This window comes from Streptomyces sp. NPDC048636, assembly GCF_040650655.1.
In the GTDB taxonomy this organism is placed as follows: domain Bacteria; phylum Actinomycetota; class Actinomycetes; order Streptomycetales; family Streptomycetaceae; genus Streptomyces.
Genome location: NZ_JBEZHR010000003.1, coordinates 331032 through 345986, shown reverse-complemented (window position 1 = coordinate 345986; position 14955 = coordinate 331032). Strand labels below are relative to the sequence as shown.

The window sequence follows — 14955 nt, the reverse complement described above, 5'->3', positions numbered from 1 at the left end:
CTGATGAGAGGACACAGCGAAGTGACGAAGCCGGGCTTCGTGGATGTGTGGCCGCTGTCCCCGCTCCAGAAGGGCATGCTGTTCCACGCCCTCTACGAGGAGCGCAGCGCGGATGTCTACGTCATTCAGATGGCTCTCGACCTGCGCCGGGACGTGGACGGCGGACGGCTGCGCGACGCCGTGCGGACGGTGCTGGCGCGCCATGACAATCTGCGGGCCAGCTTCCGCAACCGCACCAGCGGGGAGCCGGTGCAGGTCATCCTGCGCGAGGCCGAACCCGACTGGGCCGAGCACGATCTGCGCACCGTCGGCGAGGCGGAGCGGGCGGCGGAGCTCGCCCGGCTGCTGGCGGACGACCGCGCCCGACGGTTCGACCTGGCCCGGCCGCCGCTGCGGTTCTCGCTGGTGCGGCTGGCCGACACCGAGTACCGGTTCGTCTTCACCGCCCACCACATCCTGCTGGACGGCTGGTCCATGCCGCTGGTGCTGGGCGAGTTGATGGCGCTGTACACCAGTGGCGGCGATGTGGCGGCGCTGCCGCCGGTCGCCCCGTACCGCGACTATCTGGCCTGGCTGGCCCGGCAGGACCGGGGCGAGGCGGAGGAGGCGTGGCGGAGCGCGCTGGCCGGTCTGGACGGGCCGACGCTGGTGGCGCCGCCCGACCCGGCACGCGGCCCCGCGCTGCCCGCGACGCTGATCGAGGAGGTGGACGCGGAGCTGTCCGCCGCGCTGGCCCGCCGTGCCCGCGCCCACGGGCTGACGCTCAACAGCGTGGTGCAGACCGCGTGGGGGCTGGTGCTGGCCGGGCTGACCGGCCGGGACGACGTGGTGTTCGGCGAGACCGTCTCCGGGCGGCCGCCGGAGCTGCCGGGTGTGGAGTCCATGGTCGGGCTGTTCATCAACACCCTGCCGGTGCGGCTGCGGATCGACCCCGGGCGGCCGCTCGCCGAGCTGGCGCGCGGGCTCCAGGACCGGCAGAGCGAGCTGATCGCGTACAAGCACCTGGGTCTTGCGGAGATCCAGCAACTGGTGGGCGGCGGTGAGCTGTTCGACGCCATCACCATCTTCGCCAACTACCCGATCGACACCGACACCCTGAAGAACTCGGCCGAGGGCATCGGGGCGGTGGCCGCCACCACGGTGGACGCCACCCACTACACCCTCAACCTGGAGGGCACGGTCCGCGGTGAGCGGATGACCGTCCGGCTGGACCACCGGCCGGATCTGTTCGCGGACGGCGCCGGACGGGAGATCCTGGACCGCTTTCTCGCGGTGCTGGCCGCGTTCGCCGCCGACCCGGGCCGGACCGCCGGATCGCTGCCCGCCTTCACCGCCGACGACCGGGCCCGGCTGGTGACCGCCCGGCCCGCCGCCGTGGAGTCCGGGGAAACCGCGGAGTCCGGGGAGACGGCGGCGGACGGCGGCGCGCCGCGCACCGAGCGGGAGACGGCGCTGTGCGCGCTCTTCACCGAGGTGCTGGGGGTGGCCTCGGTCGGGGTCCACGACAGCTTCTTCGAGCTGGGCGGGGACAGCATCTCCTCCATCCAGCTCGCCCACCGCGCCCGCAAGGAGGGTGTCGAGATCACCCTCCGGGAGATCTTCGAGCACCGTACGGTGGCCCGGCTGGCCGCCCTCGACCACGGCCCCCGGCAGCCCGCCGTGACCGCCGACGACGGCGTGGGCGCCATCGTGCCCACCCCGATCATGCGCTGGCAGCAGGCGCAGGGCGGGCCGGTCGACGCGTTCAACCAGACCATGACGCTGCCGGTGCCGGCCGGGCTGGACCTGGTGCAGGTCCGCACCGCCGTCCAGGCACTGCTGGACCGGCATGACGCGCTGCGGCTGCGGCTGACCCGCGCCCCCGGCGCCGACTGGGCGCTCACCGTGGCCCCGGTGGGCTCCGTACGGGCCGAGGACTGTGTCCGCCGCGCCGGGGACCCGGACGACCAGGAGGAACCGCGCGCCGCGATGGGGCGGCTGGCGCCCGAGGACGGCCGGATGCTCCAGGCCGTCTGGTACGACGCCGGGGCCGCCCCCGGGCGGCTCACCGTGATCGCCCACCATCTGGTGGTCGACGGGGTGTCCTGGCGGGTGCTGCTGCCCGATCTGGAGGCCGCGTTCGACGCCCTCACCAACGGCAAGGCCCCCGAACTGGAGCCGGTGGGCACCTCGTTCCGCCGCTGGACACAGACGCTGGCCGAGAACGCCACCGCGCCGGAGCGGGTCGCCGAACTGGAGCTGTGGCGCACGATCGCCGCCACCGACGACCCGGCACTCACCGACCGCCCGCTGGACCCGGCCCGTGATGTGGTCGGCGCGGCACGGCAGTTGACGCTGACGCTCCCCGCCGAGGTGGCCGAACCGCTGCTGGGCCGGGTGCCCGCCGCGTACCACACCGGCGTCAACGAGGTGCTGCTCACCGGTCTCGCGCTGGCCGTCGCCCGCTGGCGGCGCGCCCGCGGCCGGGGCGAGGGCCCGGCGGTGCTGGTCGGTCTCGAGGGCCACGGCCGCGAGGAGATCGCCGAGGGTATCGATCTGTCCCGTACCGTCGGCTGGTTCACCAGCCTCTTCCCGGTGGCGCTCGACCCCGGCGTACCGCCGGAGGGGGAGCCGTGGTCCGACGGCCGGGCGCTGGACACCGCGCTGAAGACCGTCAAGGAGCAGCTGCGCGCCATCCCCGACAAGGGCATCGGCTACGGACTGCTGCGCCACCTCAACCCCGGGACCGCCCCGGAGCTGGCCGCCTTCGCCGAACCCCAGATCGGCTTCAACTACCTGGGCCGGATGGGCGAGGCCGACGCCGAGGACGCGGCCGCCGCCGACACCGTGGCGGTGCGCGACCTCACCGGCGCGGGCGACCCCGCCATGCCGCTCGGCTACACCCTGGAGGTCAACGCCGCGGCCCTGGCCTACCCCGACGGCCAGCGGCTGGTGGCCTCCTGGACCTTCTCCGCCGCTCTGCTCACCGAGGAGGAGGTCGGCGAGGTCGCCCGGCTCTGGTTCGACGCGCTGCGCGCCCTGGCCGCGTGCGCCGACCGGCCGGACGCGGGCGGGCTCACCCCCTCCGATCTGCCGCTGGTGACCCTCGGGCAGGACGAGATCGACCGGCTGGCGGCGGCGCACGGCGGACTCGCCGACGTCCTGCCGCTCTCCCCGCTCCAGCAGGGGCTGCTGTTCCACTCCGTCTACGACGAGTCCGCGCCCGACGTCTACACCATCCAGTCCGCCCTGGAACTCCACGGCCCGCTGGACGCGGTGGCCCTGCGGGCCGCCGTTGGGACCCTGCTGCGCCGCCACGCCAATCTGCGCGCCTCCTTCGTCACCTCCGCGTCCGGGCGCTCCCTCCAGGTCGTCCCGCGCGAGGCCGAAGTCGCCTGGGCCGAGGCCGACTTCAGCGGACCGGACGAGGAGGCACGGCGGGCGGATCTCGACCGGCTGCTGGCCGCCGACCGCGCCGAGCGGTTCGATCTGAGCGTGCCGCCGCTGCTGCGCTGCACCCTGGTCCGGCTCGGCCCCGACCGGCACCGCTTCGTGCTCACCGTGCACCACATCGCGGTGGACGGCTGGTCGATGCCGCTGCTCATCGGGGAGCTGTTCGAGCTGTACGGCCGGGGCGGCGACGACACCGGGCTGCCCCCGGCCGTCCCCTACCGCGACTACCTGGCCTGGCTGGCCGCGCAGGACCGCCGCGCCTCCGAGGACGCCTGGCGGACCGCGCTGGACGGGGTCACCGAACCGACCCTGCTGGTGACCGGCGCCCCCGCGGACCGTGCCCCCGCCGCGCCCGAGCGCTGGACGCAGGAGCTGCCCGCGGAGCTGAGCGCCGGGCTGCTGACCGCCGCCCGGGAACACGGGCTGACCGTCAACACCCTGGTGCAGACCGCGTGGGGCGTGGTGCTCGGCGCGCTCACCGGCCGCGAGGACGTGGTGTTCGGCTCCACGGTCTCCGGACGGCCGCCGGAGCTGCCGGGTGTGGAGTCCATGGTCGGGCTGTTCATCAACACCCTGCCGGTGCGGGTGGACATCCGGTCCGGCGAGAGCCTGGCCGAGACGGCCACCCGGCTCCAGAGGCGGCAGTCGGGGCTGCTGGCCCACCAGTACCTGGGCCTGGCCGACCTCCAGAAGCTCACCGGCACCGGCGAACTCTTCGACACCCTCGTGGTGTTCGAGAACTACCCGGTGGACGCGGAGGCCCTGGAGTCCACCGCCCGTGACCTCGGGGTCGTCGACGCCGAGGTGCGCGACGCGGTGCACTATCCGCTGGGGCTGCTGGCCGCCCAGCGCGGTGAGGAGCTGTCGCTGACCTGGTCCCACCGCCCCGATCTGCTGGACGCGGACGCGGTACGGACCCTGGCCGCGCGCTGTCTGCGGGTGCTTCGGACGTTCGCCGCCGACCCCACCACACCCGTGGGCCGGATCGAGCTGACCACCGGGGACGAGCGGGCGGCCGAGACGGCCCCGGCCGTCGTGGAAGAGGTGCCGCGCACCCTCACCGAGGTGTTCCAGGCCACCGCCGCGGCCACCCCCGACGCCACCGCCGTGGTGTACGGGGACACCGCGCTCAGCTACGCCGAACTCAACGCGCGCGCCAACCGGCTGGCCCACCAGCTGATCGACCGGGGCGCGGGACCCGAGCGGCTGGTGGCGCTGGCGCTGCCGCGCTCGGCCGAGACCGTCGTCGCCCTGCTGGCCGTGGTCAAGGCGGGCGCCGCCTATCTGCCACTGGACCCGGACTATCCGGCCGACCGGCTCGCGTACATGCTCGGTGACGCGGCCCCCGCGCTGCTGCTCACCACCGCCGCCACCGCGCCGGACCCGGTGCCCGCCGGGGTCCCGGTGCTGGCACTGGATGACCCGGCGGTTCGGGCGGAGCTGGCCGGACGGCCCACGACCGATCCCACCGACACCGACCGGACCGCCGCCCTCACCCCCGACGCCCCGGCGTATGTCATCTACACCTCGGGCTCGACCGGCCGTCCCAAGGGCGTCGTGGTCCCGCACCGCAACGCCGTACGGCTGTTCACCGCCACCGCGCCCTGGTTCGGCTTCGGCCCGGACGAGGTGTGGACCATGTTCCACTCCTACGCCTTCGACTTCTCCGTGTGGGAGATCTGGGGCCCGCTGCTGCACGGCGGACGGCTGGTGGTGGTCGACCACGGCGTCAGCCGTTCCCCCGAGGGCTTCCTCGAACTGCTGGTCCGCGAGCGGGTCACGGTGCTCAGCCAGACCCCGTCCGCCTTCTACCAGCTGATGGCCGCGGACCGGGAGAACCCGGCGCTCGGCCGCCAACTCGCCCTGCGGACCGTCGTCTTCGGCGGCGAGGCGCTGGACCTGTGGCGGCTGGAGGAGTGGTACGAGCGGCACGACGACACCGCGCCGCGGCTGGTCAACATGTACGGGATCACCGAGACCACCGTGCACGTCAGCCACGCCGCCCTGGACCGTGCGGGCGCCGCCGCCGCGACCGGCAGCGTCATCGGCGAGGCCATCCCCGATCTGCGGGTGCGGGTCCTGGACACGGCGCTGCGGCCGGTACTGCCGGGCGCCCCCGGCGAGATGTACATCTCGGGGGCGGGGCTGGCCCGCGGCTACCTCGGCCGCTCCGCGCTCACCGCGAGCCGTTTCGTGGCCGACCCCTTCGGCCCGCCCGGCAGCCGGATGTACCGCTCGGGCGACCTGGCCCGCCGGGGCCCGGACGGACGTCTTGAGTACCTGGGGCGCGCCGACGACCAGGTGAAGATCCGCGGCTTCCGGATCGAACCGGGCGAGATCGAGGCCGTGCTCGCCGGGCATCCGGCGGTCGGGCAGGTGGCGGTGCGGGTCCGTGAGGACCGGCCGGGCCATCGGCTGCTGGCCGCCTATGTGGTGCCCGCGACGGGCCGTACGGCGGACGAGGGCGGTTTGCGCGCCCACGCGGCCGCCGCGCTGCCGGACCATATGGTCCCCGCCGCGTTCGTCACCCTTGACGCGCTGCCGCTGACCGTCAACGGCAAGCTGGACCACCGGGCGCTGCCCGTCCCGTCGTTCGGTGGCGGAGACGCGGGCGAGGGCGGCCGGGCGCCGCGCACCTCCGCCGAGGAGACGCTGTGCGCCCTCTTCGCCGAGGTGCTGGGAGCCACGGCGGTCGGTGTCGACGACAGCTTCTTCGAGCTGGGCGGCGACAGCATCATCTCCATCCAGCTGGTCAGCAGGGCCCGTGCGGAGGGGCTGCGGTTCAGCCCGCGCGATGTGTTCGCGCACCGTACGGTGGCCGCCCTGGCCGCGGCCGTCGCCACACCGGACGGGACGGCCCACCCCGCCGAAGAGCCGCCCGTCTCCGACGGCGTCGGCGAGATCCCGCTCACCCCGATCGTCCACTGGCTGCGCGAACGCGGCGGCACCATCGACCAGTTCAACCAGACCATGTCGATGCCCGTCCCGCCCGGCACCGACATGGACACCCTGCGCACCGCGCTCCAGGCCGTCCTGGACCACCATGACGCGCTGCGGATGACCCTCACCCGGATCGCCGAGGACATCGGCTGGTCCCTGGAGACCGCGCCGCCCGGCGCCGTACGGGCCGAGGACTGTCTGCGCCGCGTGGACGCGGCCGCGCTGGTCGCCGCCGGGCTCGCCGAGGACCGGCTCGACGCGCGGGCCGCCGAGGAGATCGCCGCCGCGCAAGGACAACTCGCCCCCGATCAGGGGCGGATGGTGCGGGCCGTATGGTTCGACGCCGGACCCGGCGCCCCCGGCCAGCTCGCCGTCATCGCCCACCACCTGGTGGTCGACGGGGTGTCCTGGCGGATCCTGCTGCCCGACCTCCAAGCGGCCGTCGACGCCGTGCGCGCGGGCCGCCCGGTCGTCCTCGACCCGGTCGGCACCTCCTTCCGCCGCTGGTCCCGGCAGCTCACCGAGGCCGCCGGGGAGCCCGAGCGAATGCGCGAACTGGCGTTGTGGCGCCGGATGCTCACCGGCCCCAACCCGCTGCTGACCGAGGAGCCCCTGGACCCCGCCCGCGACACCATGGGCACCGCGGCCATGCTGCGCTTCACCCTGCCCGCCGATATCACCGGTCCGCTGCTGGGCCGGGTGCCCGCCGCGTTCCGCGCCGGGGTCAACGATGTGCTGCTCACCGCGCTCGCCCTCGCCGTCGCCGGATGGCGGCGCGGCATCGGGCGCGGTACCGGTCCGGAGGTGCTGATCGACCTCGAGGGCCACGGCCGCGAGGAGATCGTGCCGGGCGCCGATCTGTCCCGTACGGTCGGCTGGTTCACCAGCCTCTACCCCGTACGGCTGGACGCGGGCGAACTGGGCGACCAGGAGCTGGCGGCCGCGGGCCCGGCCGTCGGCGCCGCCCTGAAGCGGGTCAAGGAACTCCTGCGGACCATTCCCGACAACGGCATCGGCTACGGGCTGCTGCGCCATCTCAACCCGCAGACCGCCCGTGCCCTGGCCCGCTCCGCCGAACCCCAGATCGGCTTCAACTACCTGGGGCGGCTGGGCGAGGCACCGGACGCGGAGGTCCCCGAGGAGCCGGAGGCCGCGGGCGATCTGTCGTCCGTCGCCGACGCCGCGATGCCGCTGCCGCACACCCTCGACCTCACCGCCACCGCCGTCACCCACCCCGACGGCCCGCGCCTGGTGGCCAACTGGGTCTATCCCACCCGGCTGCTGGACGAGGCCGACGTACGGGATCTCGGCCGCGCCTGGTTCCGCGCGCTGCGCGCCCTGGTGGCGCACGCCGAACGCCCGGAGGGCGGCGGGCTCACCCCGTCCGATCTGCCGCTTGTCGACCTCGACCAAGGGGAGATCGACCGGCTGGAGGCCGCGCATCCGGGCGGTCTCGCCGATGTCCTGCCGCTCTCCCCGCTCCAGGAGGGGCTGCTCTTCCATGCCCGCTACGACGAGCGCGGAGCCGATGTCTACAACGTCCAGATGGCGCTGGACCTGCGCGGCGCACTGGACCCGGCCCTGCTGCGCGACGCCGCCCGCACGGTGCTGCGCCGCCATGACAACCTGCGGGCCGCCTTCCGGACCGGCGCCCGCGGCCAGTCCCTCCAGACCGTGCCGCGCGAAGTGGAGCTGCCCTGGGCCGAGGTGGACCTGAGCGGCCTCGCGGAGGACGCGCGGCGGGCCCGGCTGGACCGGCTGCTCGCCGACGACCTGGCCGCCCGCTTCGACCTGCGGCGGCCCCCGCTGCTGCGGTTCACCCTCATCCGGCTCGCCGAGGACGCGCACCGGCTGCTCTTCACCAACCACCACATCCTGCTCGACGGCTGGTCCGGCCCGCTGGTGATGGCCGAGCTGTTCGAGCTCTACGGACGGCGTGGCGACACCTCGGGGCTGCCGGAGGTGACCCCGTACCGCGACCATCTGGCCTGGCTGGCCGGGCAGGACCGGCAGACATCCGAGGACGCCTGGCGCACCGCGCTGGCCGGGGTGGACGAGCCGACCCTCGTCGCCCCCGCCGACCCGGCCCGCCGTCCGGTGCGGTCCGAGACCTGGCGGGGCGAGCTGTCGGGGGACGCCGTCGCGGCGCTCACCGCCCGCGCCCGCCGCCACGGTCTGACGAAGAACACCGTGGTGCAGGCCGCGTGGGGGCTGCTGCTGTGCGCCACCACCGGCCGGGACGACGTGCTGTTCGGCGAGACCGTGAACGGACGTCCCGCCGAACTCCCCGGTGTCGAGACCATGGTGGGCCTCTTCATCAACACCCTCCCGGTGCGGGTGACCGTCGAACGCGGGGACACCCTGCTGGACGTGGCGACCCGGCTCCAGGGCCGGCAGCTTGACCTGATGCCGCACAAGTACCTGGGGCTGACCGACATCCAGCGGCTGGTGGACGGGGGCGGGGCGCTGTTCGACACCTCCACCGCCTTCGAGAACTTCCCGGTGGACTCCGGCGGACTGGAGGAGGCCGCGCAGGGGCTCGGGGTCGTGGACGCCGAGATCCAGGACGGTACCCACTATCCGCTCCAGCTCGCCGTCTCCGACACCGCCCGCGCGCTCACCCTCACGCTGGACTACCGCCCCGACCTCTTCGACGAGGGCGCGGCACGGGCCCTCGGGGAGCGGCTGGTACGCCTGCTGGAGGCGTTCGCCGACGATCCGGCTCGACCGGTGGCCGCCGTCGATCCGCTGTCGGCGGAGGAGCGGAAGCGGCTGGCGCGGTGGAACGACACGGGCCGTGCGGTGGAACCGGCGACGTTCCCGGAGTTGTTCGCGGCGCACGTGGCGCGGGCGCCGGGTGCGGTGGCGGTGGAGTCGGCGGATGTGGCGTTGTCGTATGGGGAGTTGGCGGCGCGGGCGGATGCGTTGGCGGGTCGGCTTTCCCGGGTGGGTGTGGGGTCGGAGGATGTGGTGGCCCTGGTGTTGGGGCGTTCGGTGGAGTCGGTGGTGGCTTCGCTTGCGGTGATGCGGGTGGGGGCGGCGTATCTGCCGGTGGATCCGGAGTATCCGGTGGAGCGGGTGGCGTTCATGCTGGATGACGCCCGTCCGGTGGTGGTGCTGACCACGGAGGCGTACGCCGAGGTGGTGCCCGGGGGCCGGAGGGTGCTGCTCCTGGAGGGAGACGACGACACCTCGTCGGACGCGCCCGACGTCGCTGTTCCGCTCGACAGCCCCGCGTATGTCATCTACACCTCGGGTTCGACGGGTGTGCCCAAGGGTGTGGTGGTGTCGCACCGTGGGATCGCGGCTTTCGCGGCGGCTGAGCGGGAGCGGTTCGCGGTGTCGGTGGGGAGCCGGGTGTTGCAGTTCTCGTCGCCGAGCTTCGACGCTTCGGTGCTGGAGCTGTGTATGACGCTGACGGCGGGCGCCACGCTGGTGGTTCCGGCGCCCGGACCGCTCGCGGGTGAACCGCTCGCCGAGGTGATCTCCGGCCGACGGGTGACCCATGCCCTGATCCCGCCCGCCGCGCTGGCGAGCGTCCCCGCCGCCGAACTGCCGGACTTCCACTGTCTGATCGTCGGCGGTGACGCCTGCCCGGCCGAGCTGGTGGAGCGCTGGGCGCCGGGTCGTCGGATGGTGAACGCGTATGGCCCGACCGAGTCCACCGTGGCCGTGTCGATGAGTGAGCCGTTGACCGTCGGGGCCGGTGCGCCCCCGATCGGCAGCCCGGTTCCCGGTACCCGTGGGTATGTGCTGGATGGTTCGTTGCGGTTGGCTCCGCCCGGGGTGGCGGGTGAGTTGTATGTGGCGGGTCCGGGGTTGGCGCGTGGTTATCTGCGGCGGGCGGCGTTGACGGCGGAGCGGTTCACGGCCGATCCGTTCGGTCCGGCGGGTTCTCGGATGTATCGCACCGGGGATGTGGCGCGCTGGCGTGCGGACGGTCAGCTGGAGTTCGTGGGCCGGGCCGATGACCAGGTCAAGATCCGTGGCTTCCGGATCGAACTCGGCGAGATCGAGAGTCGGCTCGCCGGGCATCCGGCCGTCGGCCAGGCCGCCGTGGTGGTCCGCGAGGACCGCCCCGGTGACCGCAGGCTCGTCGGCTACGCGGTGGCCGATCCGACCGTCATCACCCCCGCCGAGCTGCGCGGCCATCTCGCGGGCGAGCTGCCGGGCTATATGGTCCCCGCGGCCGTGGTGGTCCTGGACGCCCTGCCGCTGACGTCCAACGGCAAGCTGGACCGCAAGGCCCTGCCGGTGCCGGAGTACGGTGCCGCCGGTGAGCGGCGGGCGCCCCGCGATCCCCGCGAGGAGACCCTGTGCGGGCTCTTCGCCGAGGTGCTGGGGATCGAGGCGCCCGGTATCGACGACGGCTTCTTCGACCTCGGCGGTCATTCGCTGCTGGCCACCCGGCTCATCAACCGGATCCGCACCGAACTGGGCGCCGAACTCCCGGTGCGGGCCGTCTTCGAGGCGCCGACCGTGGCCGCGCTGGCCGGGCGGCTCACCGGGGCGGCCGGAGCACGCGAGGGACTGCGTCCGGTGGACCGCCCACCGGTGGTCCCGCTGTCGTACGCCCAGCGCAGGCTGTGGTTCATCAACCAGGTCGAGGGCGGCGGCACGTACAACATCCCGCTCGCGGTGCGGCTGCGGGGCGAGCTGGACACCGCCGCGCTGCGCGGTGCGCTCGCCGATGTGGTGGCCCGGCACGAGAGCCTGCGGACCGTCTTCCCGGTGTCCGACGGCGTACCGTCCCAGCACGTCCTGGCGCCCGGGGAGGTGGCCCTCGCCCTGGAGGCGGTGGACACCGACCCGGCGGAGCTCGACGAGGCCCTGGCGGCCGAGGCGGGCCGGGACTTCGACCTGGCGGCCGACATCCCGCTGCGGGCCCGGCTGCTGCGGCTGGCGCCCGACGAGCATGTACTGCTGCTGGTGCTGCACCACATCGCGGGGGACGGCGGTTCGCTGGCCCCGCTCGTCCGCGATCTCGGCACCGGCTACCGGGCGCGGTGCGAGGGGCGGGCGCCGGAGTTCGGGCCGCTGCCCGTCCAATACGCCGACTACGCCCTGTGGCAGCGGCGGACCCTGGGCGGCGAGGACGACCCGGACAGCGCCGTCGGCCGCCAGCTCGACCACTGGCGGCGCACGCTGGACGGGCTGCCGGAGGAGCTGAGCCTGCCCCTGGACCGGCAGCGCACCGCCGAGGCCGGGGTGAGCGGCGGCACCGTACCGGTCGTCCTGCCCGACGGGCTGGCCGCCGGGCTCACGGAGCTGGCGCGGCGCACCGGGGCGAGTCTGTTCATGGTGTTCCAGGCGGCCGTCGCCGCGCTGCTGACCCGGCTCGGCGGGGGCACGGACATCCCGCTGGGCACGGTGGTGGCGGGCCGCGGCGACGAGGCGCTGGAGGATCTGGTCGGTTTCTTCGTCAATACGCTGGTGCTGCGCACGGACACCTCCGGCGACCCCGGTTTCCGGGAGCTGGTGGAGCGGGTGAAGGCGGCGGACCTCGCGGCCTTCGCCCACCAGGACGTGCCGTTCGAGCGGCTGGTGGAGGAGCTGAGCCCGGTCCGTGCGCTGTCCCGCAACCCGCTGTTCCAGGTGGCGATCAGCTTTCAGAACAACGAGCGGGCGGATCTGGAGCTGCCGGGGCTGACGGCGGTGCCCCACCCGATGGACTCGGGAGCCGCCAAGTTCGATCTGACCTTCGGCTTCGGTGAGGAGCCGGGGGAGGGCGGCTCGGCTCCGGAGCTGGGCGCGGGTATCGAGTTCAACGGCGCGCTCTTCGACCGGACGACGGTCGAGACGATGGCCGCGCGGCTGGTGCGGCTGCTGACGGCGGCCGTCGCCGATCCCGAACGCCCGCTGGCACGGCTGGAGTTGCTGTCGGCGGAGGAGCGGACACGGCTGCTGCCCGGTGCCACCGAGGACACGGTTCCGGCGGGCACGGTGGTCTCACTGTTCGAGGCGCGTGTGGTGGACACTCCCGGGGCCACGGCCGTGGTCGCCGACGGGGTGCCACTCACCTACGCGGAGCTCAACGTCCGCGCCAACGCCCTCGCGCACCGCCTCATCGCGCTGGGGGTCGAGCCCGACGACCGGGTGGCGATCCTCCAGGAGCGCTCGGTGGAGCTGGTGGTCGCCACCCTCGCCGTGCTCAAGGCGGGTGCCGCGTACGTTCCGCTGGACTCCCGGGCGCCGAGGGCGCGGCTGGAGGCGATCGTCGCGGAGACGCGCGCGGGCACCCTGCTGACCGACCGGGCCATGGCGACGGTGGAGTTCACCCATACCGCCCGGGTGCTGGTGGTGGACGAGGAGCGGCCGGAGGCTTCGGCGGACGGTGGCGCGAGCAACCCCGAAGTGCCCCTGCTCGCTGGCCAGTTGGCGTATCTGATGTACACCTCCGGTTCCACCGGCAGGCCCAAGGGCATCGCCGTCACCCACGCGGACGTGGTGGCGCTGGCCGCCGACGGCCGGTGGCGCGGCGGGGCGCACGACCGGGTGCTGACGCACTCGCCGCACGCCTTCGACGCCTCCACGTACGAGATATGGGCTCCGCTGCTCGGCGGTGGCGCCGCCGTGCTGGCCGCGCCGGGGCAGCTCGACGCGGCCCGGCTGCGCGGTCATGTCGAACGGGACGGGCTGACGGCGGTGTTCCTCACCACCGCGCTCTTCAACCTGATGGCCGAGGAGGACCCGGGCTGTTTCGCCGGTCTGGCGCAGGTGTGGACCGGCGGTGAGCAGGTGTCGCCCGCTGCCTTCCAGCGCGTGCTGGACGCCTGCCCGGACACCGGTCTGGTGCATGTCTACGGGCCCACCGAGACCACGACGTTCGCCACCTGCCATCCGATGCGCAGCCCCCACCGGGTGGGGGCGACCGTGCCGATCGGCCGGGCCATGGACCGGATGCGGAGCTACGTCCTGGACGACCGGCTGGGGCTCGCCCTGCCGGGGGTGGTCGGCGAGCTGTATGTGGCGGGCGCCGGAGTGGCCCGTGGCTACGCGGAGCTGCCGGGGCTCACGGCCGAGCGGTTCACCGCCGATCCGTACGGTCCGCCCGGGGCGCGGATGTACCGCACCGGAGACCTGGTGCGGTGGGACGCCGAGGGGTGCGTGGAGTTCGTCGGCCGGGCCGATCACCAGGTGAAGATCCGCGGACTGCGGATCGAGCTCGGCGAGATCGAGTCCGCGGTGGCCGCCGGTCCGGAGGTCGCCCAGGTGACCGTGGTGGTCCAGGAGGACCGGCCGGGCAGCAAGAAGCTGGTCGCCTATGTCGTCCCCGCCGCCGGACACGGGGAGTTGGACGTCCGGGCGGTGCGCGGCCGGGTGGCGGCCGTGCTGCCGGAATACATGGTGCCGGACGCGTTCGTCACCCTCGCCGCGCTGCCGCTGACGCCCAACGGCAAGGTGGACCGCGCGGCGCTGCCCGTACCCGGCTTCGGGGAGTCCGCCGGTGGCGGCCGCGGTCCGCGCACCCCGCGCGAGGAGCTGCTGTGCGCGCTCTTCGCCGAACTGCTGCGGCTGCCGAGGGTCGGCATCGACGACAACTTCTTCGAGCTGGGCGGGGACAGCATCGTCTCCATCCAGCTGGTCAGCCGGATCCGTTCGGTGTTCGGCGCGGAGGTCTCCAACCGGGCGGTCTTCCAGGCGCCCACCGTCGCCGAGCTGATCGAGCTGATGGGACAGGGCGACGCGGACGGCGCGGACAGCGGCTTCGAGGTCGTGCTGCCACTGCGCACCGCCGGGGACCGGCCACCGCTGTTCTGTGTGCACCCCGTCGGCGGCGTCGGCTGGATGTACGCGGGGCTGCTCCGGCACCTCCCCGCCGACCAGCCGGTCTACGGCGTCCAGGCGCGCGGGATCGCCCGTGAGGAGCCGCTGCCCGGCTCCATCCCCGAGATGGCGGCGGACTACGTCGAGCGGATCCGCGCGGTCCGCCCGCATGGCCCGTACCACCTGCTGGGCTGGTCGATGGGGGCGCTGGTGGCCCATGAGATGGCGGTCCAGCTGCGGCGGGCGGGCGAGGAGGTCGGACTGCTGGCCAACCTCGACCAACCGCCCATGCCCGCCGAGGAGTTCGGCGACGCGTTCGTGGCGGCGGACGAACAGAAGGTGCTGGCGGTACTGCTGGACTTCGCCGGGCACGACCCGGGGGCGTTCGGGGCCGGTCCGCTCGAGTACGCGGAGGTGATGGCGGTGCTGCGGGCCGAGGGCAGCGCGCTGGCCACCTTCGAGGAGCGGGACATCCTCCGCATCGGCCGGGTCAACAACAACAACTGGGAGCTGACGCTCGGCCATGTGCCCGCCGTCTACGACGGCGATGTGACCCTGTTCGTGGCCACCGAGTCCGAGGACTTCCCCGATGACCCCGCGGGCAAGGTGGCGAGCTGGACCCACCGGCTCGCCCCGTACGTCGGCGGACGGATGGCCACGTACGAGGTCGGCTGCGAGCACCGGCAGCTGCTCCAGCCGGAGCCACTGGCCGAGGTCGCGCGGGTGGTCCGGGAGCTGCTGTACCGCCCCGACGGCGACAGCTGAACCCCTCCGCCCCGTCCGCGGCCCGTCCGCACCCCGGTGCTCCTGAGCCCT

The 14955-nt window shown here is 74.0% G+C and carries 1 protein-coding gene; it reads left to right on the top strand.

Annotated elements, in window-relative coordinates:
- The first annotated feature begins 21 nt into the window (after window positions 1–21).
- A complete protein-coding gene (locus tag AB0C66_RS12055; RefSeq protein WP_362436183.1) occupies window positions 22–14904 on the top strand; it encodes an amino acid adenylation domain-containing protein in 14883 nt (4960 codons plus the stop codon).
- The last annotated feature ends 51 nt before the right edge of the window (window positions 14905–14955 follow it).